Below are 24,600 nucleotides of genomic sequence, written 5' to 3'. Positions count from 1 at the left end.
GAACAAGATGTTTAAAAGTTTGATTTATTGATTGGATATTCTACTCTAAAGAATAAGGGATTATTTTCGGAGTGGACATGCGTCCTATTCTGCTCGCGCTCTGTCTTGTTATAAACACTGCTTTTGCAGATGATTTCATTGGATTTTCTGCTTATGAAAACGGTGATTATCCTACAGCATACCAACAGTTAATTATTTCAGCCAAACAAGGTAATGAAGAGGCGATGTATTTAATTGGTCGCATGTATCAATATGGGTTGGGTGTTAATAAAGACATAAAAAATGCATTAGATTGGTATCGAAAATCAGCCGAGAAAAAGAATGCATTGGCACAATTGAGTCTAGGTTTTTTGTATGATGCGGGGCATGGTGTGCCCAAGGATTATAAACAGGCATTTTCCTGGTATTTAAAAGCAGCAAAACAGGGCAATGAAATTGCGCAACGCAATGTCGGCTTGATGTATGCAATAGGAGAAGGCACAGATAAAGATGAAAAACGCGCTTTTATATGGTTTAAAAAATCGGCGATGCAAGGATACAGCAAAGCGCAAGTGAATCTTGGATACCAGTATATGATGGGCTATGGAACAGAAAAAGACGTAAATGAAGCCTTATTTTGGTATGAAAAAGCAGCGATACAAGGGGATGAAAAAGGTCAATACAGTCTTGCATTATTATATAGTGGCAAGTATGGAATTCCTCCAAATCAAGAGGCCACGACCTACTGGCTACAGCAGGCAGCTAATCAAGGGCATATTAATGCCCAAGCTTATCTAGCTTATCAATACTTAAATGGTTTGGGTGTTAAACGGGATGCTCACAAAGCTGCCTTTTGGTATTATGAGTCTGCCCAAAAAGGCAATCCGTTTGCCCAGGCGCAACTTGGCCAATTATTATTAACCGGAACAGGACTAGATAAAGATTATCAAAAAGCAGCTTTTTGGTTTCATAAATCGGCTGAACACGGCAATGCCATGGCTCAGGGAAAACTTGGCTATTTATACGCCGCGGGTCTTGGGGTTCCTAAAGATACTATTAAAGCCTATGGCTGGTTAAAATTGGCCGCTCAAAATCATAACGAACAAGCTAAAAAAGATTTAAAGCGTTTGGAATCAAAATTATCGGTTAGCGACAAAGAACAAGGTGAACATTTCTTAAAACAAATCACAATTCAGAACAATCAAGACGTTGATAAGATCCCTTAGGGGTTGTGCTCGTAGGATTATTATTTTCACCATCATGAGATCAATGTTCTGCATTTAAAGGGTATTCATGCCTTCATACACAAGACTCACGGTTATCTTGCCTTTTTTATCCTTGTTGCGTTTTAGAATGGTAAAATTTATCAGATTTAAGTCTTCAGAAGTAGTATATGCGACGCTTAGAAAATATTGGCTTTCTAGTGTTATCTGATCAGTAGGGATATCAAATTTTTTTAAGAGTAACTGAAGCGCATTTAGGTTCGTGATTCCTTCACCTCCCCGTATTTGTATAATTTCATTGGCCTGGGATCGATTTAAACCATTCCCTAATGTCATCAATACCGTTAAAGAAGCTGTGTTGATATTGATGGGGGTTGTTTCAGGCAATGCGATGACATGAGGTAAGAGAGCTTGATACATAGAAGCATTAATGCCGTGGACTAGGCGTAATTCTGAAACACTCTTCATCAGTTGATGGCTTGGCAAGTAAGCTGGGTTTTGTTGTAAATAAAAACTCTCAAATTCATCATGGCCACGATCCGGGCGGTAAGGAGCTATCCAGTTTTGTGTGGCTTTGACTAGGATTTTGCGTTGGGTATCTGGTATTTTAGTTAAAATTATTTCTAATAATCGATAAAATGGTGTTTGATATTTTGGATCTTGTAAATTATTTAGATTAAATCGTGCTTGTAAATCATAGAGATGTCCTTTGGTAAGAATTTGCGGATAAATGGTTGCAAATTCTTTAGGAAATTCTAGTCCTTCAGCATGAGGCAGGATGGCCTTTTTTTTTGCAAGCATCTCCATCGCCCAGAAAGTCACTGCTTGGGATGCAAGATACAGCTTATCGCTGGTTATGGTAAGACGTGTACGATATATATCTAATTGTAATCGGGTAGTCATGGCCGTAGCTGCGATGGCTACGAGGGTCATGATAAATAAAGCAGAAAGCAACGCGCTGCCACGTTGTTGAGATGATTTATCCTGCATAAAGTCCCTCGGGTATAATAAAGAGCAAACTCATCTCTCCCCAATTGTTTAATTTAAGGGTCAATTGTATGCCAATAGGCATGGGATCTTTAATTTGATTTTGCATGACGACATGTTCATGCCATTCCGACAAGATTTGTCGATTGTGAGTTAAATAGGCAAAAGAACAAGCCTCCAAATGATTAAGTAAGATTTTATCCTGATATTGTTTTCGTTTTGGTTCATCAAGAGTTGACCAGCTTCTTCGTATTAATTGTTGATTATGGCAAATAAATGCAATTCGTTTAAGAGTGCTGCGATCTTCTAAGCCGTTAGGGTTGACTAGGCCTGCGCGAGTAAATTCAAAATAATACGGTTGGCCAACAAAAGAGGGAATTAGATGCATTTCTTTTTCACGAACGGGACGATTTACCGCTTGCTCTGCATCGCGAGTCATCATGATAACAGCTAACTGTAATTCATTTAATCGATCAGCATGGAAACTAACTCTGGCACGAGTATTGAATGCATGATACATGGCAACAGACGTTAAAACAGCTAGAATTGCAAAAACAGCCAGGGCGACCATGATTTCAATCAATGTATAACCATGAATTTTCATGGGATATACCTAAAGGCAATTAAGGGATCATGAAAAGGACCAGCCTGACTTTTGCTGGTGACAATCTGAATCTGTTCCATTTTCTTTATTGACGTTGGGAGGAGTTTTGCCCGCCAATACCATCGTTCGCCAAACATGGTTGTGACTTGTGTCACTTCCTGCCCTGAATAAATAGGTAACAGGCCTAATTGGATCATTGTAATACCCTGCATAGCAACCCAATGACGGATTGTTTTCTCTTTAATTCTATCGGTAAAAACAACGTCTTGCGAGGTGGCTTTTAACAGGGCCGTTAGAGCAATCGCAATGACAGCGAGTGCAAGAAGCACTTCAATCAAAGTAAATCCTTTAGATTTGCTCATGGCGAATTCACCGTTTGCAATATAATACTGCCATCATGCTTTCCAATCACGGCAGCCAGTTTTGAGGTCTTATTTGAGCCAAAATAAAGCGTAAACGGTGTTGTATCTCCTGATGCGTTGATAATAATTTCAGGAAATTCCCCCTTTTTTTTCTCAGTCTCCCAATCGAACGTCGTGTTACTGGGAATTTTCTGGGTATGAAAAATGCCTTTTTGCGGCAAAGGCTGCCAATGTCCTGAGGAAGTAAAGCGAAGTATCTGGTAAGTCTGTTTATTAAAATGAATGCCTAAAGTACTTGCTTCTAAGATTGCTTGTTGTTGAGCTAATTTTACGTAATGAGTAAATTGTTCGGCAGCGACTATAATGCGCCGTTTTTCGCCAAAATCCCCAAATGCAAGCAGGGCAAACCCAAGCGTAATACCAATGATGATCAACACGACCAAAATTTCAAGTAAAGTAAATCCTTTTACCTTATAGAAGGGCGCGGAATTATGAATTTGCATCCCAATTACCAACTTCTGCATTGACTCCTGTGCCGCCTGGTTGACCATCTGCACCTAAGGTAAAAACGTCAATTTCTCCATGTTGGCCAGGATTTAAGTACAAATATTCACGACCCCAAGGATCTTTTGGTAGCGATTTAAGATAAGGCTTCCAGTCACGAGGAATGGGATTGGAGTTTGGTTTTTCGACCAAAGCAAGCAAACCTTGATCGGTGCTTGGGTAAAATCCATTATCTAATTTATAAAGATCCAATGCATTTTGAATCGCCAGCACGTCTTGTTTCGCTTTAACAATTCGTGCCTCATCAGGTCTGCTGATGATTCTCGGGACAACAATGGATGCTAAAATTCCAAGAATAACAACAACAACCATGATTTCAATCAGAGAAAAGCCACGCTGCTTGTTCATATTACAAGTTGCTCCATAGAAAAAATTGGCAACAATGTTGCCAAAACAATGAAAAGAACGACTCCACCCATTAAAAGTATGATTAAAGGTTCTAAAAGGGTCAATGCGGTATCAATGAGCCGTTTGACCTCATTATCGAGATGCAGGGCAGCACGCTCCATCATGGAAGCAAGCTGACCGCTTTTTTCTCCACTGGCGATTAAATGAACCGCCATGGGGTTTAAAAATCTGGTTTCCTTAAGGGCCATATGAATGGCTGTCCCTTCTTTTACGCGAACAGCAGCTATATCAAACGCATGGTGCATAACAAGATTACTAATTAGGCTCGCGGATACGCGCATGGTTTCCAAGACGCTGACACCAGCAGCAAATAAAATACTAAAAGTATGGATATATCGTGCTACATTAATTGATTTTACAAGATAAGATACGATTGGCAATTTTAATAGGATTCGATGCCACGCGATTTTTACCCGCAGATTAGCCAGGCTTTTTTTAAAACCTAATACCAGAAGAATCAAAAATAATAGAGTATATAGTCCGTAACGTTTAATAAACGTACTGATAATAATAAGGACGTGCGTCATTTGTGGCAGTGATTGACCACTGCTGCTGAATACATCAATAATCTTAGGAACGACAAATGCCAATAAAAAACTGATGATGGCAGCTGAGACGACGATCATGAGGCTAGGGTAAATCAGAGCTTGCTGGATTTTTTGTCGAGTTTGTTGTTGATTTTCAGTATAGTCAGCCAGTTTTTCCAAGACTAAATCCAGGCGACCTGTTTGCTCTCCTGCAGCTACCGTTGCTTGATACAGTTCTGGGAAAGCATAGGGATACTCTGCCATGGCCTGAGCTAATGAGTAACCTTCCATCACTTTAGAACGGACGCCAATAATTAATTGTCGTGTTTTGTCTTTCTCAGTTTGTTCACTCACTCCATGTAATGATTCATCGACGGGAATTCCTGCAGCAAGTAATGTAGCCAGTTGACGAGTAAATAAGGATAATTCCTGGGCAGATAACTTATTTTTATGTTTTGCCTGGTGTATTTTTTTAAAGGTATGAATTTGTGTCGGGATTAAGCCTTGTTCCCGTAATAATTGGCGGGCATGCCGCTCTGAGTCTGCTTCAATAATACCTTTACAGGCTGTTCCTGATTTTTTCAGCGCTTGATATTGATAGGCGCCCATACATTTTTGCAACCAATTAATGGATTAATAAAACAAGAACACTAATAGCCTCTAGCATTAGTCCCGAATTTATTGTATATGGGGTAGTTTAATCTATTGGGTTTCATAAGTCACTTAAGGTAAACTAGCCAAGGCCAATCACGGAGACAACCATGAGTAAAAACGCGCTGTTGAATGCGATTAAAGAACACGATGCTAAATTTATTGATTTACGTTTCACCGACACCCGCGGGAAAGAACAACATATTACTATACCAGTGTCTGCTGTCAGTGATGATTTCATAGAATCTGGAAAAATGATTGATGGATCTTCCTTCAAGGGATGGCAAAAAATACACCAGTCAGATTTGGCATTAGTCCCTGATTTAAGCAGTATTCTTCCTGACCCGTTTTATCAAGAAAATACACTATTTATTCGCTGTAATGTGGTTGATCCGCAGACGATGTTGGGCTATGAACGCGATCCCCGTTCTCTGGCACAACGAGCCGAGGCTTATATGCAATCCACTGGTATTGCCGATCAGGCTTTATTTGGTCCGGAGCCCGAATTTTTCCTGTTTGATGATGTACGTTGGGAGACAAATATCAGTGGTTCATTTTATAAAATCGATTCGGAAGAAGCTCAGTGGAATTCAGGTAAAGTGGTGGAAGGAGGCAACATTGGTCATCGGCCTAGCATTAAAGGCGGTTATTTTCCGGTACCACCCGTTGATTCATCTCAGGATATTCGTTCAGCCATCTGTCAAATTCTTGAAACATTAGGGATTGAAGTTGAAGCACACCATCATGAAGTAGCAACAGCAAATCAATGTGAAGTGGCTACTCGATTCAACAGCCTTACCAAAAAAGCCGATGAGCTGCAGATTTTAAAATATGTGGTTCATAACGTCGCTCATAATTATGGTAAAACAGCAACGTTTATGCCAAAACCATTGGTGGGAGATAATGGCAGTGGCATGCATTGTCATCAGTCTTTGGTAAAAGAGGGCGTGAACTTATTCTCTGGTGATCAATATGCAGGTTTGTCTGAAACAGCCCTGTATTATATTGGTGGTATTATTCGCCATGCCCGTGCAATCAACGCATTCACTAATCCGGCAACAAACAGTTACAAACGATTAGTACCTGGTTTTGAAGCCCCTGTATTATTGGCTTATTCCGCACGTAATCGCTCGGCTGCAATTCGTATCCCTCATATCAACAATCCGAAAGCACGTCGTATCGAAGTACGTTTTCCAGACCCCACCGCAAATCCATATCTTGCTTTTGCGGCAATGATGATGGCTGGCCTTGATGGCATCCAGAAAAAAATTCATCCCGGAGAGCCAATGGATAAAGATTTGTATGACTTGCCTCCAGAGGAATTAGTGGATGTTCCAACGGTTTCCAGCTCTTTGGAAGAAGCAGTTAACCATTTGCGGCAAGATCATGATTTTCTTCTGGCTGGAGATGTGTTTAGCAAGGATTTCATTAATAGTTATATTGCTTTGCGAGAAATGGACATTGCGCAAGTACGCAGCCTGGTTCATCCAATCGAGTTTGAACTTTATTACAGCATCTAAAACAAGTCGCCTTGTAAGAAGAGGTCTATCTCAGACCTCTTCTTACAAGAATAACTGAAGGCCGAAAGGAATATTTAGTATGAAAATACTGCTTCTTTGTTTTCTTATTATGATAAGTCCATTGCAGGCGCAAATTTATAAATGGACAGACAGCAGTGGTAATGTACACTTCAGCGACAAGCCGCATCCGGGTGCGGAAAAAGTAGAATTGCCTGAAGTACAGACGTTTTCTTCTCCTCTTCCTTCTCCGGACAGCCCATCTCTTGCGGATGAGGCTACTGAGTCTTTAACGGATTACACAATCACTATTCTTGCGCCTAAAGATCAGGAAACCATACGCAACAATCAAGGATATGTTGCTGTAAATATTCAATTAGAACCAGAATTAAAAACTGGTGATAAGTTGCAAATGATTTTTGATGGCATGCCGTTGGGTGAACCCCAGGCAACCACTGTTTTTGCATTACGGGATATGAATCGTGGTTCCCATACGCTTGCTGTTCAAGTTGTTAATGAAAAAAGCAAAGTCCTTAAGACCAGTGATACCATTACAATTTTTATGCACCGCCCCCGAGTTGGGATGGTGCCACAAACTCGCCCAGCTCGTGCCCCTTGAAATTTTGATTTTTTACCCTCATATACCTTGTTTATTCACAGCATCAGGATTTACGCAGAGATTGGAATTTTTCATAAATCCTGAGTACATATTGAGGAGATTGATTAATGGTGGCTAAGCAACAAACAATGGGTTTTCAGACTGAAGTAAAGCAAATGCTTCATTTGGTTGTTCACTCGTTATATAGCAATAAAGAAATCTTTTTACGTGAGTTGATCTCAAATGCGTCTGACGCTCTGGATAAATTGCGATTTTTAGCTCTCGCCAACAGCGAACTTTATGAAGGCGATTCAGATCTTAAAATTGCCATTGAATTCAATGAAAAACTTAAAACAATCGCCATCACCGATAACGGAATTGGTTTAAGTAGAGATGAGGCAATAGAGAATTTAGGAACCATTGCTAAATCTGGCACGAAAGAATTTTTAAGTCATTTGTCCGGTGAAAAAGCAAAAGATTCCCAGCTGATTGGTCAATTCGGTGTGGGTTTTTATTCCGCATTTATTGTCGCCGATAAGGTAACGGTTAAAAGTCGTCGGGCGGGTCTATCGGTTGAAGAAGGGATTGTGTGGGAGTCGAATGGAGAAGGAGAGTTTACCATCGGTCAGGAAACCAGAGAAGCGCGTGGTACGCAAATCATCTTGCATTTGAAGGACGATGAAGAGGAATTTTTAAGCGATTGGCGGTTACGAAGTATTATAAGTAAATATTCTGATCATATCTGTTGGCCGATTGTCATGAAAAAATTAACCGAAGAAGATAAAGCCGACAAAGATAAAAAGGAAAAAAAAGAGGAATATGAAACTGTAAATAAAGCAACCGCCCTTTGGACATTACAAAAATCCGAAATTTCTGACGATGAATATAAGGAGCTTTATAAGCATATTTCGCATGATTATCAGGAGCCACTCGCCTGGTCGCATAATCACGTCGAAGGGAAACAGGACTATATTAGCCTTTTATACATTCCAAGTCATGCTCCTTTTGACTTATGGCAACAAGAGGTGAAGCATGGTTTAAAATTATACATCAAACGTGTGTTTATTATGGATGATGCTACCCAATTTTTACCACGCTATCTACGTTTTGTGAAAGGGATCGTGGATGCCAGTGATTTGCCTTTAAATATTTCACGTGAAATTCTGCAAGACAATAAACAAGTGGATAGTATTCGTGCAGCGTGCACTAAACGTATTCTGTCCATGCTTGAAAAAATGAGTCAGGATGACGTTGAAAAATATCAACGATTTTGGGATGAGTTTGGCCTGGTATTAAAAGAAGGTCCAATTGAAGATTTTGTTAATCGTGAAGCGGTGGCCAAATTACTAAGATTTGCAACAACAGCGAATGATTCGGAAAAACAAACCATATCGCTTAAAGAATACGTTGATCGTATGCAAGAAGGTCAGGATAAAATCTATTATGTCACAGCCTCAAGTTATAATGCAGCCAAACACAGCCCACACCTGGAAATCTTCAAAAAGAAAGGCATCGAAGTTTTATTGCTGAGTGACCGGGTTGATGAATGGCTGGTTGGTTATTTAAGCGAGTTTGATGGTAAAAAATTACAATCCATCAGCAAAGGTAAAGTTGATTTGGAAGATACAAAAGAAGTTGAGAAGCAAGAAAAGACACTTGAGCCGATGCTAAAACAAATCAAAGAGATTCTAGGCGAGCGTGTAAAAGACGTTCATATCACAACTCGTCTGACGGATTCTCCGGCCTGTGTTGTGGCAGATGAACAAGATATGGGGTTTGAAATGCAACGAATCTTACAGGCCGCAGGTCAGAAAATGCCTGAAGCAAAACCCATTTTTGAAATTAATCCTGAACACGCTTTGATAAAACGTTTGCATGCCATGGAAGATGATGATCGTTTTGCGCAATGGGTGGTGGTTCTTTTTGAGCAGGCTGTTTTGGCAGAAGGCGGCCAACTCGATAATCCTGCCGATTTTGTTCGCCGTATTAATCAATTGCTTGTTGCCTCTTAATAATGGTCTTATTCTCGTGGGCTGCATCGTATTGCAGCCTATTTTTTTAAGCTTTAAAGCCGCTCTTAAGCTCTGCGAAATATGATGTATAATGGTATGACTGTACTTGGATGGAAATTAGCATGCCAATAAAAAAATTAACTGAGCCCGTTACTTACTCTTTGTCAGGTACATTTTTCCAGAAAAGAGGAGACTCTAGAAAACGAAAAACCGCTTTCTAGTCCTTTTTGTTGCATTGTTATGTAGATTGTAAAGATGCAGTTTCTTATGGATAGAATTCTCTGTAAAGACAAAAACTTTGAATAGAGATGGATTATGACAATAATAAAAGCTAATAATATTAACATTTATTATGAGACTACTGGTACGGGACCTGATTTAATTTTGATAGGAGGATTGACCACAAACCATAACATTTGGTCATTAATGGTTAATAATTTATCTAAATTTTTCCGTGTTACTACTCTTGATAATCGTGGGGCAGGGCAAAGTAGCCAACCAAAAAAAGAGTACTCTATTGATGCTATGGCAAAAGATATTGCTGAATTAATGACATTTTGTCAAATTTCTTCTGCTTTTGTGGTCGGTCATTCAATGGGTGGAGCCATAACACAAAAACTTTGTATTAATTATCCTGAGAAAGTAAAGGCGGCAGTTATTGCAAGTTCAATTGCTAAACTGCCTAAAACAGCCCAAATACATATAGAATCAATAATAAAATTGATTGATTCTGGTATTAACCAAGACTTAATTCTAGAGACAGTTTTCCCCTGGATTTATGGTAACTCTTTTTTAGAAAGCGAATCAAATATTCAATCAGAACTAACTCGAATCAAGCAGGATCCGTATCCACAATCGTATGATGGTTATGTTGGCCAAGTACATTCGCTATTAAAGCATAATACTTTAGATGAAATTGCCAATATTGAATGCCCAACTCTTGTGATAGTTGGCCAAGATGATTTAATAACTCCTATTAAACACTCAAAGCTACTTGTAGACCGTATACCTAATGCTCAATTTGAGATTATTCCTGATTGTGGTCATATGCTTCATCGGGAACAGCCAAAAATATTTACAGAACATATCGTTTCATTTTTTCATAATAGAAAAGATGTTTTTTGAGAAAGAAATCCACTCGTAATAAACATTTCCAACAGTTGTAACATCCGGAGGAGGTATTTCATTACCACAATTTGCGTTCGATGCTACTTTTAATCACATTATTAAAGAAGAAAGGTCCATAATATGGACCTTTCTTCTAGGATATAAGTATTATTCCTCGGTCAGGCGGAAATATTTGGTTCCAAAATAACGTTGTAATTTTTTTCTGATGGTTCCGCGGCTAATCCCTAACATTTTTGCGGCTTGCAGTTGGTTTCCTCGGCGTTTTTCCATAACCGCCTGTAAAAGAGGGGGTTCTACTTCAGATAGAATCATGTCATATAGGCCGTCAATGGATTTGTTCTTATTTTCAGCCAGAAAGCGGCTAACAAGCGTATAAACTAAATCCTGAAGTCCTTGCTCTTGTTTGACGTTGCTATTGGTTTGTATTTCAGTGACATTCATCGTAACTTCCTTATCTTAGTTTAAATCAAACTCTCCAAGCGCTTTCAATTGTAATGAAAGCATTGATTTATTGTACATGAAGGATAAATGATAAGCTAGATTCTATTAGGTTTTGTCATCTATAAATTGGCCTTAAAAATTTGGTTCTTTTTCTATGATATTTATTTGGTGAAGAAGTTGAATATCTCTTTAACGTCCTAAATATTCATTTCGCGTTCAATCAATGTACTTATCTTACAGTCAGCCTGTTGAATTGAAAGCAAAGCTTTAAGATGTTGTAAACGTTTGGTCATGCGATGGGCTGCATTTTGATTATCCAATAACTCAGAGATAATGCGAGTTAACTCTAAGGAATTGCAATCATATTGCAATAACTCCGGGACAATCATTTTATTTTGTAATAAATTACATAAGCCTAAATAGTTTACTTTAATCAACTTAGAGGCTGCCAGATAAGTTAATAAAGAGGCTTTGTAAATGATGCACATTGGCTTTTCTAACAAGGCGCACTCCAGTGAAGCAGTTCCTGATGCTACGATGGCGCAATCACTGCTAGCAACTGCGATCATGGCGTTGCCCTGGATTAGGGTATAATTAATTGAATGATTTGAAAAATAGTTCTTAATCCGCCCATGACTAATTGTGCTGGCAACAGGGATTATAAAATGCAAATCGTTGAATTCTGAAGTTAGGTTTTGCGCAGTACTCACCAATATTGGCATGTGGCGTTCTATTTCATGAGTTCTGCTGCCAGGAAGCATAGCGATTAAGCGTTTATTCTCCGGTAAGCTAAGGGAACGTCGTGCTGTGTGCCTATCAGGGCAATTGTTAATTTTTTCTACCAAAGGGTGACCCACGTAATTCACCGGGACGCCAGCGCGTTCATACAATTTTTTCTCAAAAGGAAATATAACAGCCATGCGATCGATACAGTCTCGAATGGCTTTGATACGGCCTGCTTTCCAAGCCCAGATTTGAGGACTGATATAGTATAGGGTACGAATACCTAAAGCGTGTTTGGCAAATTTGGCTAGGCGAAGGTTAAAGCCTGGATAATCAACCAGAATCAGTAAATCTGGTTTGTTTTCTTGTAAATGAAATTTAATGTCTTCAAATGCCTTTTTTATAACCCGAAGATGGCGTACTACTTCTGAAATACCAGTGACACCAAAGCGAGCCAGATCACTAACAAGATGAGCTCCTGCTTCTTTCATATGCTGTCCACCAATCCCACTAATCTGCAGAGCAGGGTGATTGGTTTTTAATTCCCGAATCAGGGATGCTGCATGCATATCACCGGACTCTTCGCCGGCAACAATGACTAGTCTCTTAACCAATTGCATGTCTTGCAATCAAATTGTTATTAATCAATGAGGTTATTTTTTCCGCAGTCGATAAAGCAGCACATCCTTCTTCGCCAGTGACGAGTGGATTACCATCTTGTTGGATGCATTGAATGAAAGCCTTAATTTCTTCCATTAGAGCGTCACCTTTTTCAAACGCAGATTGATGACGCGTAATTTCGGGAATACCAGGAAACATTTCACCTTCCCCTTTTTGAAAAACGGCGAATTGCTTGTTTTGATAATCAATGGAAATATAGGAATTTTTTTGAAAGATGCGGGTTTTTCTTTCGGTTTTAAAACTGATACGGCTGGCAGTAACATTTGCAACGCAGTGATTTTCAAATGTAATGCGTGCATTGGCGATATCAATGGATTTGGTTAAGACAGGTGCACCCTGAGCCTCAATGTTTTTTATAGGGCTTCGAACAATGGTTTGAATGATATCAATGTCATGGATCATTAGATCCAGGATCACATTTACATCTGTTCCTCGTGGATTAAAGGGGGCCAGTCTCTGAGATTCAATGAATAACGGTTGATCAAGATGAGCATCAAGTGCAAGTCGTGCTGCATTAAATCGCTCCAAGTGTCCAATTTGAAGTTTTACCTTTTGCCTGGATGCTAATGCTATTAGTTCTTTTGCTTGAGCGACGGTTTCGGTCATTGGTTTTTCCAATAAAACATGGATGCCGTGTTCGAGGCAGTCTTTAGCAATGTCATAATGAGTATTTGTTGTGGCTGCAATACTAACTGCCTCCACTTGACCAAACAAATCACGGTAATTCAGATAAGCGGGCACATTAAGTTCTTTTGAAACGGCTTCACAAGCGTCTGGATTAACATCACAAACGGCGAGAAGTTCCGCATCATCCTTTAAAGAATGATATTTCTGGGCATGAAACCGTCCAAGATAGCCTACGCCAATAACCGCACATTTAATTTTGCTCATAGTAAAACGACTGGTAATAATTTGCGCGTATTATCGCACTATCTAACCGGCTTATCAATTTTAATGCTTATTGATACGTTTTGCAGAAATGGCGTCCCAGGCAGGATTCGAACCTGCGACCTGCCCCTTAGGAGGGGGCTGCGCTATCCAGCTGTGCCACTGGGACGGTGAAAAAGAGAGTCTACAATCATCATTCATAAATAACAAACACATTCTAATCAATGCAGGTTAAAAAAACCGTGACAATTTTCCTTGATGTTATTTTGGTTAAATATTATTACATGAGATTAAAAAACAGATGACTTACTTTATCACATACTAACATAATTTGGGCCTCCGCCTCCTTCAGGCGCATACCAGACAATATTTTGTCGTGGGTCTTTAATATCACAAGTTTTACAATGAATGCAGTTTTGCGCATTAATTTGTAATCGCGGCCCAGAAGATTCCTGTACAATTTCATAGACTGCGGCAGGGCAGTAACGGGTCTCTGGAGAGGCATATAATTTGTAGTTGACCGTTATTGCTAATGATTTATCGCGTAGTTTTAGATGAGATGGCTGATTTTCTTCATGAAATGTGTTGGATAAATAGACGGACGACAAGCGGTCAAAGGTTAATATGCCGTCAGGTTTTGGGTAATTGATTTTTTTTGACTTGCTTGCCAGCTGTAAGGTTAAATGATCGGCGTGATTTGCAAGTGTCCAAGGCGATTTTCCACACAGGATGTATGTTTCAAAAGCGGCATTAACCAATCCGGCAAATAATCCGTAGCGAAAACCTGGCCGAATATTACGTACTTTGTAAAGCTCCTTTGCGACCCAAGACTGTTTAATTTTTTCGGAATAACTAATCAGTTCAATTGGTTCTTGTGTATTTTTTGATAAAGCATCAAAGCACGCTTCTGCAGCAAACATGCCTGATTGCATAGCAGTATGAATGCCTTTTATTTTTGCCACATTCAAGAAACCGGCGGCGTCACCTATTAACGCACCACCTGGGAAGGTTAGTTTTGGTATGGATTGCCAGCCGCCTTCATTCAAAGCTCGTGCTCCATAGGCAATGCGTTCTCCACCAGTCAATGTGTTCCTAATAAAAGGATGGGTTTTGAAGCGCTGCATTTCTGCAAACGGATTTAGCCAGGTATTTCGATAATCAAGCCCGACAACAAACCCAATAGCAACACGATGGTTGGAAAGATGATAGATAAAAGATCCACCATAGGTTTTATGATCAAGGGGCCATCCCACCGTATGAATGACAAGTCCTTGGCGATGTTTTTCGGGCAGAATTTGCCATATTTCTTTTATTCCCAAGCCGTAGGTTTGCGGCTGAACATTTTGACATAATTGAAAGCGATTCATTAAATTGAGACTTAATTGGCCTCGACAGCCTTCCGCAAAAAGTGTTTGTTTTGCATGTAGATGCATGCCAGGTTGATAATTTGCTGTTTTATTGCCTGCTTTATCAATACCAACATTTCCTGTTGCAACGCCAATAACTTCACCATTGCCATTATATAGAATATCGGTTGCGGCAAATCCAGGATAGATTTCACAACCTAATGTTTCAGCCTGGGCAGCAAGGAACTTGCATAAATCACCAAGACTGATAATAAAATTTCCCTGGTTATGCATTGGTTTGGGCGTAGGCAGGCGGACAATACGTTTTTGGGTCATATAATAAAATTGATCCTGCATGACTGGAGAATCCAAAGGGGCTTTCTGCCAGGTATCAGGAAGCAAGGATTGTAAGCTGCGAGGCTCTAATATTGCCCCAGATAGAATATGCGCGCCCACTTGCGCCCCTTTTTCAAGGATGCAAACGCTGATGTCTTTATTCTGAGCTGCTGCTAATTGCTTGAGTTTGATTGCGGCGGCTAGTCCAGAAGGACCAGCTCCGACAACGAGTACATCATATTCCATTGTTTCGTGTTCCACATCAACTCCACTTGCAAAAACCAAAATAATCGCTTTTATACGACTTAAGATCAAGAATCAATTTCGACTTCATTTAAGTGAGCTATACTTCACCACATTATGTGGACAAGATGTTTAGCCATAATTAAAAGACCGAGGAAGGGTTTCATGGACGCACTACAATGGCTTACAAGCTTGATAAGCTTTGATACGACTTCACGCAATACCAATTTACCATTGATTGAAGTCATTGAAGCCTGGTGTGCGCGTTATCATATTGCTTCTCAGATTATTTTGGGAAGCACCAAGAATAAAGCCAACTTATTTGCAACGTTACCGACAATAAATGGGGAAAGACAGGGTGGGATTATCTTATCTGGTCACACGGACGTCGTGCCGGTAGATGGTCAAGTATGGAATACTGATCCATTTGTTGCAACGGAACGCCATGGGAAAATCTATGGCCGCGGAACTTGTGATATGAAAGGATTTCTTGCGGTTATCTTAGCGTTGTTACCAGAATTTAAAACATTAAAATTAAAAAAGCCTGTTCATGTTGCCTTTACTTGTGATGAAGAAGTCGGCTGTTTAGGCGTCCCTTATTTATTAGAGCACATAAAGAATACTGAAATTCATCCAGAGGCATGTATTGTAGGGGAGCCATCTGGAATGCGCCCCATTGTTGGTTATAAGGGCAGGCAAGTATATCACTGCCAAATTAAAGGGTTGGCAGCGCATTCGTCATTAACGCTCCAAGGCTGTAATGCAATTGAATATGCCTCTCGCTTGATTTGTTATATTAAGAACATAGCGGAGCATTTAAAAAAGAAGGGACCTTTTGATAATGATTTTGACGTAGAGTTTACAACCATTACAACGAACATCATCAGTGGAGGGGAAGCAAACAATATTATTCCCGGCAATTGTGAGTTTATTTTTGAGATACGCTATATTCCGGAAACATCACTTGAAAATTTACGCAGCCAAATTGAAAACCACATAAATGATACATTGCTTCCTGAAATGCAACGTGTGTATCCAGAGGCAGCAATTTATCTGGATTTAATTTCAGATGCTCCCGGTTTTACTGCACTTGAAGATGAGCCAATTACACGTTTAGTTCGTATTATCACCGGAGAGAGAGCGCGCTTTAAAGTGTCGTATTCCACTGAAGCCGGATTATTTCAACGCGCTCATATTCCAACGCTTATTTGCGGTCCTGGTGAAATTGAACAAGCTCATCGCCCGAATGAATACGTCACTAAGGAGCAACTTAAGATCTGCGAGCATGTGCTGCGAAATGTCATTTACTTTTTTTGCCTGAAGTAGGTGTGTTAACAATGATTATTTATTTTTTATTCGATAAAATTTACTGTCCATGCCTTTATATATGCCAGTTTTATAATAGGTCATACCGCACTTTTCCATCACACGAAAAGAGGCGTCATTATCCTTATCGGCGTAGGCAAGAATGTATTCGGCATCAATATGATCTTTAGCCCAGTCTAATAAGGCACATAATACTTCACTTGCATATCCTTTATCCCAATAAGCCTTATGAAACAGATACCCGATTTTTATTTCACCTGTTTCATAGTTATCAAAATAAGCTCTTCCTACAAACTGATCAGTATCTTGTTTAAAAATCACAAAAGCAGGTAGATTGCGACGTTCACAGTTGGACAGATAATCTTCTATAAGTTGTTGTAATTCCTCACGGTCTAATGTTCCCGAAGGAAAATATTCTTTCACTTTCGGATCATTATCCAGCTCTTCAAGATAATGAATATCTTCTTTTGTTATAAAGCGTAAACCAAGGTGTTTTGTTTTAATCAAGTATTTTTGCATGATTTTTCAAAATCGACTCATGTGATCATCAACTATACTTTATATAAGCAAGATTGTCAGAAATCCATTAATAATAATCAAGGAATGATATGAAGGTTTTACCGTTTAAAGCATCCAAGATGGTTTCTATCGGTGTTGAATTAGAATTTCAAATTATTGATGTTCATGATTTTTCTCTAATTTCTCGTGCAAAAGAATTATTTAGACATTTAAATGAAAAAGACTATAAAAAAAGAATAAAACCTGAAATAACTCAAAGCATGATAGAAATAAATTCATCCATTCATCATTCACCAATGACGCTATTGAGAGAATTATTGGAGTTACAATCTTTTTTAAAGCTCAAAACCATGAATACCGATATTTGCTTTTGTGGAGGCGGAACACATCCTTTCCAACCATGGTCAATGCAAAAAATATACCCATCTAAACGGTATAGAAGAATTGCTCGCCGATTTCGTTATTTAAGTAAACGAGCAACGGTGTTTGGTCAGCACATTCATATTGGTTGTAAAAGCGGTGATGATGCAATTTATTTAACTCATGCTTTTGCAAGATATGTGCCGCAATTTATCGCTTTGAGTGCTTCCTCCCCCTTTTATCAGGGAATTGATACGGGTTATTTTTCTTCACGTACTTCTATTTTTAGTTCATTTCCATCAAGTGGTGTGATGCCTTATTTTAAAAATTGGCAAGAGTTTTCTAACTATTTTTATAAAATGAGGGATTGGGAAATCATAAAAACCATGAAGGATATTTATTGGGATATCAGGCCAAAGCCAGAATTTGGAACCGTAGAAATACGGGTATTTGATACACCGCTTACTATAAAAAAATCAGTTGCTATTGCTGCTTACGTCCAGGCATTAGCTCTTTATCTTTTGGTAGAAAAGCCTGAACTTATCTCGCATGATTTGTATTATTTATATAATTACAACCGTTTTCAGGCCAGTCGATTTGGCCTTCATGGTATGTTTATTGACCCTTATGTGAATCAGCATTATTCGATTTTAGAGGATGTACTCGATACCATAGAAAAAATAGATCAATACACGCAGCAGCTTGGAAGTAGCAATTACATTGCAAGACTTAGAGATGGGGTGATTCATAATAAAAGTGATGTAATTTTTTTAAAAAAAATATTTAAAAAATTCCAAGAATTCCCGAAAGTGGTGGCTGAACAATGCAGGCAATGGGAATATCAATATGAATAGGAAATCTAGCTTCATCAATGAGACTGAATTAGAAGCGCAAATTAAACCGTTGGAAAACAGTGTCTTAAGACACTGTTTAACGCATGATGAATTAGAAAATATGGTCAGACATTGCGATTTGATTATATTTGAACCAAATGAGATTATCATACAGCAAGGTAAGCTTATAGAAGGGTTCTATCTTATTGTTGAAGGGCAAGTAAATTTAATAGCAAGGATTTTAGGGGAAAGCATTAAAAAAATAGAAACACTGGGTTCTGGCGATTTTATTGGAGAAACCTGCTTTATTGAAAAGAGTCCATGTACAACTTCGGCTGTAGCTCAAGAACGTGTTGAATGTTTGCATATCACATCCATTTATTTCGAACTTTTAGCCACTTATTTCCCAGAGACAAAATATAAAATTCTTAAAGCCATTAGCATTCAGATTTGTCGTCGATTGAAACGGATTCATGATAAGGCAAGTGCATTTATATCTCACTCTGATATGGTTACTTTATCGCTTTTTGGTCGAGTGATTCATACGTTGACACAACCAAAATCATTAGGATCATTGCATTGTGAGTCAAATCAGGAATTATTAAAAGAAAAACTATTATTCCATGAGCTTACGGAAGATGATTTTAATGTTTTATTTACACATACTATTTTTTTAGAAGCGCCAAAAGATTGTATTTTGATTCATGAAGAAGAAAAAAATCCATCCTGCTTTGTTGTTCTTCATGGTGCGGTGCAATCTAGTATTATGCAAGATAAGAAACTTGCTAAATTATCGGTTATTGGGCCAGGGTCATTATTTGCAAGCATTGCCTGCATTGATCATGATTCTGACTTTACCATTACCTTCATGACTTGTGAGGCAGCAGTATTATTAAAGATTCCAGAAAAAGCACTTGATTTTTTTGCATTACATTATCCCGCTTTGTGGTACAAATTATTTAATCTGATTTGTGAATCCATCGTAGCGCTTAGCAAATCAATTAACAAACTGGATATCAGACTGCATATTGAAGCGTATAACAGGTGAAAGCGCATGTGTAGAATATTGTCCTATCTTGGCCGCCCCGCAATGGTGGAAGACTTGCTGTATAAGCCTGATAATTCATTTATTAAACAAAGCTATCATCCAAAATATATGTCTTATTTGCTTAATTTGGCGGGTTTTGGGATGGCCGCTTGGGAACGTACTTCATGTAACGCATCAAAACCGTATTTGTATAAAACACCTCAATTGCCATTTTATGATGAAAACTTGCGGAATTTGGCAGAAAAAATTTCTCCACATTGCCTGCTCGCGCATTTACGTGGTGTTTCCTATCAAGAGTCTCAAGTGGTAGCAAACCAAAATGTTCATCCGTTCGTGTTTCCAGATTCGAATATCGCCTTAGCCCATAATGGGTCACTCTATAATTTTAACCAAATGCGTTATGATCTATTAGAATACATCAAAGATGATTATAAAAAATTCATAAAAGGCACGACCGACAGTGAATGGATTTATGCTATTTTTTTGTCTCAACTCAATCCCCAAGGCACTTATGCAGTAGAAGACATTATTAATGCAATCATTTCAACATTAAAAATACTCAAACTTGTTCGTCATCAACATGATATAGCAATTAATTCGCCAGTTAATCTTTTTATTACCAATGGTGAATTCATAGCGGCTACCCGATTTGTGCTCGATTATGGTTGGATGCCGGAAAATGCACCCATGTCTAGCCATTTTACCTACCATTCACTATGGTACACTTATGGCGAACGTTATGGTTATTATGATGGTGAATACAAAATGAAAGGGGGTAAAAGCAATTCAAGCATTATTATTGCCTCGGAACCTCTTACAGAAGATACAACAACATGGCTTGAGGTACCGGAATATACTTTAATTTTTGCTCATCTTCAGGAGGAGGAAATTAAAATTATTTCACAAGATATTTCCCTATAATTTTGCCAAAATCCATCCTCCCCCAAAAGAGCGGAAATTTTCTCTAAGCTAAAGCAGAACCTCGTTTATAGGCTTGTGAGTGTCTATAAGTTTATAGATACGCAAGATTGAATAAATGCATTATAATGCCACATTCTTAGGCGTCTGGATTCACTATGACCATTCATGCTTGGTATTTGCCAGCTTTTATTTCGTTATTTTTATATGGTGTTTGGGGATATTGGGGCGCAAAAGCATCAAGTTTAATTCAACCGCTTTCTACTGTTTTTTATTCAAGCCTTGGTGTGTTAGTGGCTGGAATCATTGCCTTATTTCTTTTAGGGTTTAAACCGGAATTCTCCACGAAAGGAAGTGCTTACGGTTTATTGAACGGTCTGGCGAATGGTATTGGCTGTGTTTTTTTTATTATGGCTTTACGAAAAGGGCCAGCGATGCCTGTTATTTTAATTACCTCCATGTACCCTTTTATTACCTTGTTATTTTGCGTCCTTTTTTTAAAACAAGGTATTACCTGGAAACAAGGTATGGGGATGATCTTTGCCATTATGGCTTTGATTTTTTTATCCTTGGAATAGAGGGCTGTTAGCTAATGATTGATTGAGAGATCAAGTCTCTTTCTGCTTCCAGGATTTTCTGCTGTAAAATAGGATTTAGGATATTTAATTCGCGCTCTTCTGCTCTTATGAGTTTTGCAAGTGCGACGAAATGAATTCTAGTGTCGTTAGCTTGCTCATTTAACTGGCGGATACTTGCAGAAATACGTTGTATCTCATTCTGATAGGCAACCATGGGAGAATAGCTCAGTAAGGCGCTTCGGATGAGATAATTATCAACGGATCGATCGTCAAGGCTATCAGCCAGTGCTTGTCTTCTTTCTTCTTCTTGATGAATAATTTCCTGTTCTCTGGATTGAAGTTTTGCCAATTGTGATTTTTGCTCAACCAGTTGGGTGGTGCATTGATGCAATGACGTTTCCTTCAATTGTTGACGTCCATATAGTTTTGCCAAGGTGGCATTATATTGTTTTTTTAATGATTCTAATTGTTCCAGTGAAGATTCATTAAAAGCATGTTTTATTTTCCGGGAAGATTTGCCTATAAAAAATGCCATATTGTTGTCCAAGAATCAAAATGATTTTATTAATCTATCTTATTGTGTGTTCAATCGCCAGAATAAAATATCAGGCCATACTATGAATACTGCACAGAATTGACTGATATTTCTAAATAAATATGGCTAATCAATCGTCCAAGTCAACGTTGCTGTAGCATAATAATTTGTTTTACTTTGATTCCCATACCAATGTTGAACCAGCGGAAAGGCAACTCCACATTGGATAATCAATGTCTGGGTAGAATACCATACGGAGGGCGTGATATTGATGATGTTGCCACCCGAATTTGGATCTGTTCTTCCAGATAATTTATTTTTTTCAGAATAGACGCCGTCCAATTCCAATAAACCTGACCAGATAAATTGATTGCGTTGACTTTGAAAGTTTTTTCCTATTCCGAATTGATATAAATATTGCGTTCCCATAAGGTTATGATTCTTGACTGCAAACCAGTTAATTCCCGGGGAAATAAACCATAACCAATCAACAAAAGTACGGTTATAAGTGCTGCCTATAAAAAAATCATATGTGCCATTTCCGGTTGGAGGATTTTTAGTGGGTGACCCTGTTGGGAAGGTGATGGCTGCAACAATCGTTGCTTGTTCTGTTGCTCTCTTATTTGAATGATCATAAAAAGCATATTCTCCCTGCAAGTTTACATCGGATAACCCTGAAGAATGGTTAGAACCATCAGTATACTTAGCAGCTACAGGAAGCGTAAAAAAAATTGAAGCGGTATCGCTTAAACCGTAAAGAAATGATGTACTTAGCGTTAAAAAGGAGCTGGGATTCTGGCGTAAATAACCAGGGTCGAAGTCTATTTGAAGTTGATTTTTTCCGATAATGTTTTGTCCAAATGAAAGAAAAGGGCCAGGTTGTTGGGAGCCAGGAAGAGCAAAGTTTCCTTCAATAGGGGGCTGGTCACTATTAGCTATCGATGAGACATTATTACAAACGCCTCTTTCTAAATAAAATGAAAAAATAGAGAGAAAAAATAAAAGCGTTTTTTTCATATACTCCTACTACCAAACACGTATGAGCATAATTCATTGAATGATAAATATAATTTAATGATAAAGTAAAGCATTAAATGGGCTCATCAAAACCTTTCATGATGCTTTTCATTAAGGACTGAATGGACATCATCTTGGTAAAATAATTTCTCATCCATGCTGACCAGGATGAGCTGACAAACATCATTTTTGCTAATTTACGTGAGTCATTCTGGGCGCCTTCCACCCTTGCTTTACGGCGTTTCTCAAATAAGTTTAATGCATGCGGGATAAATTCGATACTGGTTCGAGATAAAATGTCATTTAAAACGGCAGCTGATTCTAATGCCATAGAGGCTCCAACACCGGCAGTCGGTAAAAAAGCAGCAGCAGAGTCACCAACCAGTACCACCCGCCCCTTATGCCAGGTTGTAGCACGCTGATCATTTAAAGCCCAAAAGAATACAGGTTCTTGATCTGGAGCCAAATCATTTAAAAAATCTGGGTGTTGCTGAAAAACTCTGGCAAATTTTTGTGAAATAAATGCTTTCCGGCTTTTACCACCTTCGAGTGCTTTTTCTGCTGAGGGAGAATCGATTGCTGCAATAAGACCCACTTTTCCTTTTACTGGATAAGCGCCTAAAAAAGTACCTTGACCCCAGAATTCCTGAATAGTGTGCTCTGGTAATGTTTTTTCTTGAGACCACCATACCCAGCCACCCCAGCCAGTATTGAAATATTGATATTCATTGCTGCTTAAAATAAGACTTCTGATTTGAGAATGCAGTCCATCAGCACCAACGACAAAATCAAAGCTGGATCTGGTTTGATCGTTGAACTGGATTTCAACTTCTTGTTCTTTCTGAATCAAGGAAGATACTTCGGTATTAAAATGAATATTCAAATCACCGCAGGCTTGATGCAAAATATCCAATAATTCATAGCGGGTAATTAATTGATAAGGACCATATTGCTCTACCATTGGCGCAAAAGAAAATTGCTTAAGTAGCTTATTTTCACTTGTATAAGCTTCATACACCTTACCAGGCACCGAGGTTTCAAGATATTGATCATAGCAATTCATAGCTCGCAATACATTTGCACCGGTTGGGTATAATCCAAGCATATAACCTACGGCGCCAAATGATGCTGACTTTTCTATTACGGTAGGTTCCAAACCACGCTGCTTTAGCAGTGCTGCCAAACTTAAACCGGCAATGCCCGCACCAACAATTAATACCCTCATGACCCATCTCCTGTGCAATGATTTCTTTTATATCATCATATTTTTTAGGTTATGTCAGTTATTAATAAAATGTTAATTGCCATTATATATGATTAAAATAGATACAAAATAAATAAGTAGGGTTTTTTATGACACTTCAAGTTATTTCTTCAACGCTGCAGTGACTCTTGGATAGATAGATCATTTCGTCTAGACTATTAAATGTCATTGGAACATGAAGCACATTACTTATGAAAATACTAGTCATTTTACTTTTCCCTTTTTTGATGTGTTCCAAATTATTCGCCGAACAACTCATTGTTGCTACTGCACCTTTTGATCCTCCTATGGAAATGCAAGCTAGTAATAATGGTGTTTTTGTTGGGTTTGAAATTGATATTGTCGATGAAGTCTGTCGTCGCATTAATGCGTCGTGTATTTATAAGGCGATGTCATTCAATGACATTATGATAGCTGTCCAGGCTGGAACAGTGGATTTAGGAATAAATGGATTCTTCATTACCCAAGCAAGACTTAAATATTTCTTATTTAGCTTACCTTATTTGCAAACTAAGGCACAATTATTCACAAATGCCGATTCTAATATAAATAGCAATAACCTCAATACAGGGCAACGCATTGGTGTTGAAAAAGGTACTATATTTCAAAATCTGTTATTGGAAAAATACAATAATGTTAATGTGATTACCTACACAGAACAACAAGACATGTTACATGATTTAGAGAATCATAAAATTGACGTTATTATGTTTGACTATATTGACGCTTCCTATTGGGTCGATAATAACCCAGAAAATTTTAAATACGTCGGTGCTCCTATATCAATTGGCATGGGTTATGGAATCTTGGCAAACATCAATAGTATTCAACTCATAAATCGAATCAATAATGCCTTGATTGATATGGAAAATGATGGAACATACTTATCTATTTATAATCGATATTTTTAAATAATGACATAATATCGATCTTTTTATCTGTTCTTTCTAAATTCAAAACTCATAACGGCTTGATTTAGCCTGC

25 protein-coding genes and 1 tRNA gene are annotated in these 24,600 nt (G+C 38.5%); 11 read left to right on the top strand and 15 right to left on the bottom strand.

Annotated features, from left to right (window positions below; all coding sequences use genetic code 11):
- The first annotated feature begins 77 nt into the window (after positions 1-77).
- The gene (locus E1O52_RS03420) at positions 78-1,205 is read left to right on the top strand and encodes a tetratricopeptide repeat protein (RefSeq protein ID WP_133127307.1); all 1,128 of its coding nucleotides are present in this window, start codon (positions 78-80) and stop codon (positions 1,203-1,205) included.
- Positions 1,206-1,259: 54 nt separating this feature from the next.
- Here E1O52_RS03420 and gspK read toward each other — a convergent pair whose 3' ends face one another.
- The 6 genes from gspK to lspF are packed head-to-tail and all read right to left on the bottom strand — an operon-like array spanning position 1,260 to position 5,263.
- Complete coding sequence (gspK, locus tag E1O52_RS03415) at positions 1,260-2,192, bottom strand: type II secretion system minor pseudopilin GspK (RefSeq protein ID WP_133127306.1); 933 nt, start codon at positions 2,190-2,192, stop codon at positions 1,260-1,262.
- A complete protein-coding gene (gene lspJ, locus E1O52_RS03410) occupies positions 2,182-2,793 on the bottom strand; it encodes a GspJ family T2SS minor pseudopilin variant LspJ (protein WP_133127305.1) in 612 nt (203 codons plus the stop codon). Before lspJ ends, gspK begins: the two co-directional genes overlap by 11 nt.
- Positions 2,790-3,155: a GspI family T2SS minor pseudopilin variant LspI gene (gene lspI, locus E1O52_RS03405; protein WP_133127304.1), complete on the bottom strand. Its 366-nt coding sequence runs from the start codon at positions 3,153-3,155 to the stop codon at positions 2,790-2,792. The genes lspJ and lspI overlap by 4 nt, the downstream gene beginning before the upstream one ends.
- Positions 3,152-3,679 carry a type II secretion system minor pseudopilin GspH gene (gspH, locus tag E1O52_RS03400; protein ID WP_133127303.1) on the bottom strand — a complete coding sequence of 176 codons (528 nt, stop codon included), beginning with the start codon at positions 3,677-3,679 and terminating at the stop codon, positions 3,152-3,154. The genes lspI and gspH overlap by 4 nt, the downstream gene beginning before the upstream one ends.
- Complete coding sequence (gene lspG, locus E1O52_RS03395; protein WP_133127302.1) at positions 3,645-4,067, bottom strand: GspG family T2SS major pseudopilin variant LspG; 423 nt, start codon at positions 4,065-4,067, stop codon at positions 3,645-3,647. The genes gspH and lspG overlap by 35 nt, the downstream gene beginning before the upstream one ends.
- Positions 4,064-5,263 (bottom strand): GspF family T2SS innner membrane protein variant LspF, encoded by a 1,200-nt coding sequence (gene lspF / locus E1O52_RS03390; protein ID WP_133127301.1) that lies wholly within the window; start codon positions 5,261-5,263, stop codon positions 4,064-4,066. Before lspF ends, lspG begins: the two co-directional genes overlap by 4 nt.
- A 152-nt stretch (positions 5,264-5,415) precedes the next feature.
- Between lspF and glnA the strand changes: the two genes are divergently transcribed.
- The 4 genes from glnA (at position 5,416) to E1O52_RS03370 (ending at position 10,557) form a co-directional block, all read left to right on the top strand.
- The gene (gene glnA / locus E1O52_RS03385; protein ID WP_133127300.1) at positions 5,416-6,825 is read left to right on the top strand and encodes a type I glutamate--ammonia ligase; all 1,410 of its coding nucleotides are present in this window, start codon (positions 5,416-5,418) and stop codon (positions 6,823-6,825) included.
- A 79-nt stretch (positions 6,826-6,904) separates the two neighbouring features.
- Positions 6,905-7,441 (top strand): DUF4124 domain-containing protein, encoded by a 537-nt coding sequence (locus tag E1O52_RS03380; RefSeq protein WP_133127299.1) that lies wholly within the window; start codon positions 6,905-6,907, stop codon positions 7,439-7,441.
- A gap of 107 nt (positions 7,442-7,548) precedes the next feature.
- The gene (gene htpG / locus E1O52_RS03375; protein ID WP_133127298.1) at positions 7,549-9,432 is read left to right on the top strand and encodes a molecular chaperone HtpG; all 1,884 of its coding nucleotides are present in this window, start codon (positions 7,549-7,551) and stop codon (positions 9,430-9,432) included.
- Between the two features lie 315 nt (positions 9,433-9,747).
- Entirely contained in the window at positions 9,748-10,557 is an 810-nt protein-coding gene (locus E1O52_RS03370) for an alpha/beta fold hydrolase (protein ID WP_133127297.1), read from the top strand.
- Positions 10,558-10,707: 150 nt separating this feature from the next.
- Here the strand turns inward: E1O52_RS03370 and E1O52_RS03365 are convergent, their stop codons facing one another.
- The 5 genes from E1O52_RS03365 to E1O52_RS03345 all read right to left on the bottom strand — a co-directional run bounded on the left by E1O52_RS03365 (position 10,708) and on the right by E1O52_RS03345 (position 15,236).
- Positions 10,708-11,001 (bottom strand): helix-turn-helix domain-containing protein, encoded by a 294-nt coding sequence (locus tag E1O52_RS03365; protein WP_133127296.1) that lies wholly within the window; start codon positions 10,999-11,001, stop codon positions 10,708-10,710.
- Between the two features lie 197 nt (positions 11,002-11,198).
- Positions 11,199-12,344 carry a lipid-A-disaccharide synthase gene (gene lpxB, locus E1O52_RS03360; protein ID WP_133127295.1) on the bottom strand — a complete coding sequence of 382 codons (1,146 nt, stop codon included), beginning with the start codon at positions 12,342-12,344 and terminating at the stop codon, positions 11,199-11,201.
- Entirely contained in the window at positions 12,331-13,296 is a 966-nt protein-coding gene (locus E1O52_RS03355; protein WP_133127294.1) for a Gfo/Idh/MocA family protein, read from the bottom strand. The genes lpxB and E1O52_RS03355 overlap by 14 nt, the downstream gene beginning before the upstream one ends.
- Before the next feature lie 89 nt (positions 13,297-13,385).
- Positions 13,386-13,462 (bottom strand) — tRNA-Arg (locus E1O52_RS03350).
- A 145-nt stretch (positions 13,463-13,607) separates the two neighbouring features.
- A complete protein-coding gene (locus tag E1O52_RS03345) occupies positions 13,608-15,236 on the bottom strand; it encodes an electron transfer flavoprotein-ubiquinone oxidoreductase (protein WP_133127293.1) in 1,629 nt (542 codons plus the stop codon).
- 147 nt (positions 15,237-15,383) lie between these two features.
- Here E1O52_RS03345 and argE point away from each other — a divergent pair, with 147 nt between their 5' ends.
- Positions 15,384-16,544, top strand: coding sequence for an acetylornithine deacetylase (gene argE / locus E1O52_RS03340; protein ID WP_133127292.1), 1,161 nt, complete (start codon positions 15,384-15,386; stop codon positions 16,542-16,544).
- Between the two features lie 15 nt (positions 16,545-16,559).
- On the opposite strand, the gene E1O52_RS03335 is transcribed toward argE, so the two are convergent.
- On the bottom strand, positions 16,560-17,063 hold the full coding sequence (locus E1O52_RS03335) for a GNAT family N-acetyltransferase (protein WP_133127291.1): 504 nt from the start codon (positions 17,061-17,063) through the stop codon (positions 16,560-16,562).
- Positions 17,064-17,152: 89 nt separating this feature from the next.
- Here E1O52_RS03335 and E1O52_RS03330 point away from each other — a divergent pair, with 89 nt between their 5' ends.
- The 4 genes from E1O52_RS03330 to E1O52_RS03315 all read left to right on the top strand — a co-directional run bounded on the left by E1O52_RS03330 (position 17,153) and on the right by E1O52_RS03315 (position 20,800).
- Positions 17,153-18,277, top strand: a complete 1,125-nt coding sequence (locus E1O52_RS03330; RefSeq protein WP_133127290.1) for a YbdK family carboxylate-amine ligase — start codon at positions 17,153-17,155, stop codon at positions 18,275-18,277.
- Complete coding sequence (locus tag E1O52_RS03325) at positions 18,270-19,304, top strand: Crp/Fnr family transcriptional regulator (RefSeq protein WP_133127289.1); 1,035 nt, start codon at positions 18,270-18,272, stop codon at positions 19,302-19,304. The genes E1O52_RS03330 and E1O52_RS03325 overlap by 8 nt, the downstream gene beginning before the upstream one ends.
- A 6-nt stretch (positions 19,305-19,310) precedes the next feature.
- Positions 19,311-20,225, top strand: a complete 915-nt coding sequence (locus tag E1O52_RS03320; RefSeq protein ID WP_133127288.1) for a class II glutamine amidotransferase — start codon at positions 19,311-19,313, stop codon at positions 20,223-20,225.
- A gap of 155 nt (positions 20,226-20,380) precedes the next feature.
- Positions 20,381-20,800 (top strand): EamA family transporter, encoded by a 420-nt coding sequence (locus E1O52_RS03315; RefSeq protein ID WP_133127287.1) that lies wholly within the window; start codon positions 20,381-20,383, stop codon positions 20,798-20,800.
- 7 nt (positions 20,801-20,807) lie between these two features.
- On the opposite strand, the gene E1O52_RS03310 is transcribed toward E1O52_RS03315, so the two are convergent.
- From E1O52_RS03310 to E1O52_RS03300, 3 genes are all read right to left on the bottom strand, one after another.
- Positions 20,808-21,335, bottom strand: a complete 528-nt coding sequence (locus E1O52_RS03310; protein ID WP_133127286.1) for a hypothetical protein — start codon at positions 21,333-21,335, stop codon at positions 20,808-20,810.
- Between the two features lie 126 nt (positions 21,336-21,461).
- Complete coding sequence (locus E1O52_RS03305; RefSeq protein WP_133127285.1) at positions 21,462-22,352, bottom strand: hypothetical protein; 891 nt, start codon at positions 22,350-22,352, stop codon at positions 21,462-21,464.
- A 73-nt stretch (positions 22,353-22,425) separates the two neighbouring features.
- The gene (locus E1O52_RS03300; RefSeq protein ID WP_133127284.1) at positions 22,426-23,577 is read right to left on the bottom strand and encodes an FAD-dependent oxidoreductase; all 1,152 of its coding nucleotides are present in this window, start codon (positions 23,575-23,577) and stop codon (positions 22,426-22,428) included.
- 230 nt (positions 23,578-23,807) lie between these two features.
- Between E1O52_RS03300 and E1O52_RS03295 the strand changes: the two genes are divergently transcribed.
- Positions 23,808-24,527, top strand: a complete 720-nt coding sequence (locus E1O52_RS03295; protein WP_133127283.1) for a transporter substrate-binding domain-containing protein — start codon at positions 23,808-23,810, stop codon at positions 24,525-24,527.
- The last annotated feature ends 73 nt before the right edge of the window (positions 24,528-24,600 follow it).

This window comes from Legionella nagasakiensis (assembly GCF_900639915.1).
Taxonomy (GTDB): domain Bacteria; phylum Pseudomonadota; class Gammaproteobacteria; order Legionellales; family Legionellaceae; genus Legionella_A; species Legionella_A nagasakiensis.
The sequence above is the reverse complement of the archived record's forward strand: the minus strand, read 5'-3'. Positions and strand labels throughout refer to the sequence as shown.

Coding starts and splice junctions, on each gene's coding strand:
- E1O52_RS03305 (WP_133127285.1), bottom strand. CDS start 22,352: ATGAAAAAAACGCTTTTATTTTTTCTCTCTATTTTTTCATTTTATTTA.
- E1O52_RS03325 (WP_133127289.1), top strand. CDS start 18,270: ATGAATAGGAAATCTAGCTTCATCAATGAGACTGAATTAGAAGCGCAA.
- gspK (WP_133127306.1), bottom strand. CDS start 2,192: ATGCAGGATAAATCATCTCAACAACGTGGCAGCGCGTTGCTTTCTGCT.
- lspJ (WP_133127305.1), bottom strand. CDS start 2,793: ATGAAAATTCATGGTTATACATTGATTGAAATCATGGTCGCCCTGGCT.
- glnA (WP_133127300.1), top strand. CDS start 5,416: ATGAGTAAAAACGCGCTGTTGAATGCGATTAAAGAACACGATGCTAAA.
- E1O52_RS03300 (WP_133127284.1), bottom strand. CDS start 23,577: ATGAGGGTATTAATTGTTGGTGCGGGCATTGCCGGTTTAAGTTTGGCA.
- lspG (WP_133127302.1), bottom strand. CDS start 4,067: ATGAACAAGCAGCGTGGCTTTTCTCTGATTGAAATCATGGTTGTTGTT.
- E1O52_RS03335 (WP_133127291.1), bottom strand. CDS start 17,063: ATGCAAAAATACTTGATTAAAACAAAACACCTTGGTTTACGCTTTATA.
- lspI (WP_133127304.1), bottom strand. CDS start 3,155: ATGAGCAAATCTAAAGGATTTACTTTGATTGAAGTGCTTCTTGCACTC.
- E1O52_RS03295 (WP_133127283.1), top strand. CDS start 23,808: ATGAAAATACTAGTCATTTTACTTTTCCCTTTTTTGATGTGTTCCAAA.
- gspH (WP_133127303.1), bottom strand. CDS start 3,679: ATGCAGAAGTTGGTAATTGGGATGCAAATTCATAATTCCGCGCCCTTC.
- E1O52_RS03370 (WP_133127297.1), top strand. CDS start 9,748: ATGACAATAATAAAAGCTAATAATATTAACATTTATTATGAGACTACT.
- E1O52_RS03420 (WP_133127307.1), top strand. CDS start 78: ATGCGTCCTATTCTGCTCGCGCTCTGTCTTGTTATAAACACTGCTTTT.
- argE (WP_133127292.1), top strand. CDS start 15,384: ATGGACGCACTACAATGGCTTACAAGCTTGATAAGCTTTGATACGACT.
- E1O52_RS03365 (WP_133127296.1), bottom strand. CDS start 11,001: ATGAATGTCACTGAAATACAAACCAATAGCAACGTCAAACAAGAGCAA.
- E1O52_RS03310 (WP_133127286.1), bottom strand. CDS start 21,335: ATGGCATTTTTTATAGGCAAATCTTCCCGGAAAATAAAACATGCTTTT.
- E1O52_RS03320 (WP_133127288.1), top strand. CDS start 19,311: ATGTGTAGAATATTGTCCTATCTTGGCCGCCCCGCAATGGTGGAAGAC.
- E1O52_RS03330 (WP_133127290.1), top strand. CDS start 17,153: ATGAAGGTTTTACCGTTTAAAGCATCCAAGATGGTTTCTATCGGTGTT.
- E1O52_RS03315 (WP_133127287.1), top strand. CDS start 20,381: ATGACCATTCATGCTTGGTATTTGCCAGCTTTTATTTCGTTATTTTTA.
- htpG (WP_133127298.1), top strand. CDS start 7,549: ATGGTGGCTAAGCAACAAACAATGGGTTTTCAGACTGAAGTAAAGCAA.
- lpxB (WP_133127295.1), bottom strand. CDS start 12,344: ATGCAATTGGTTAAGAGACTAGTCATTGTTGCCGGCGAAGAGTCCGGT.
- E1O52_RS03355 (WP_133127294.1), bottom strand. CDS start 13,296: ATGAGCAAAATTAAATGTGCGGTTATTGGCGTAGGCTATCTTGGACGG.
- lspF (WP_133127301.1), bottom strand. CDS start 5,263: ATGGGCGCCTATCAATATCAAGCGCTGAAAAAATCAGGAACAGCCTGT.
- E1O52_RS03380 (WP_133127299.1), top strand. CDS start 6,905: ATGAAAATACTGCTTCTTTGTTTTCTTATTATGATAAGTCCATTGCAG.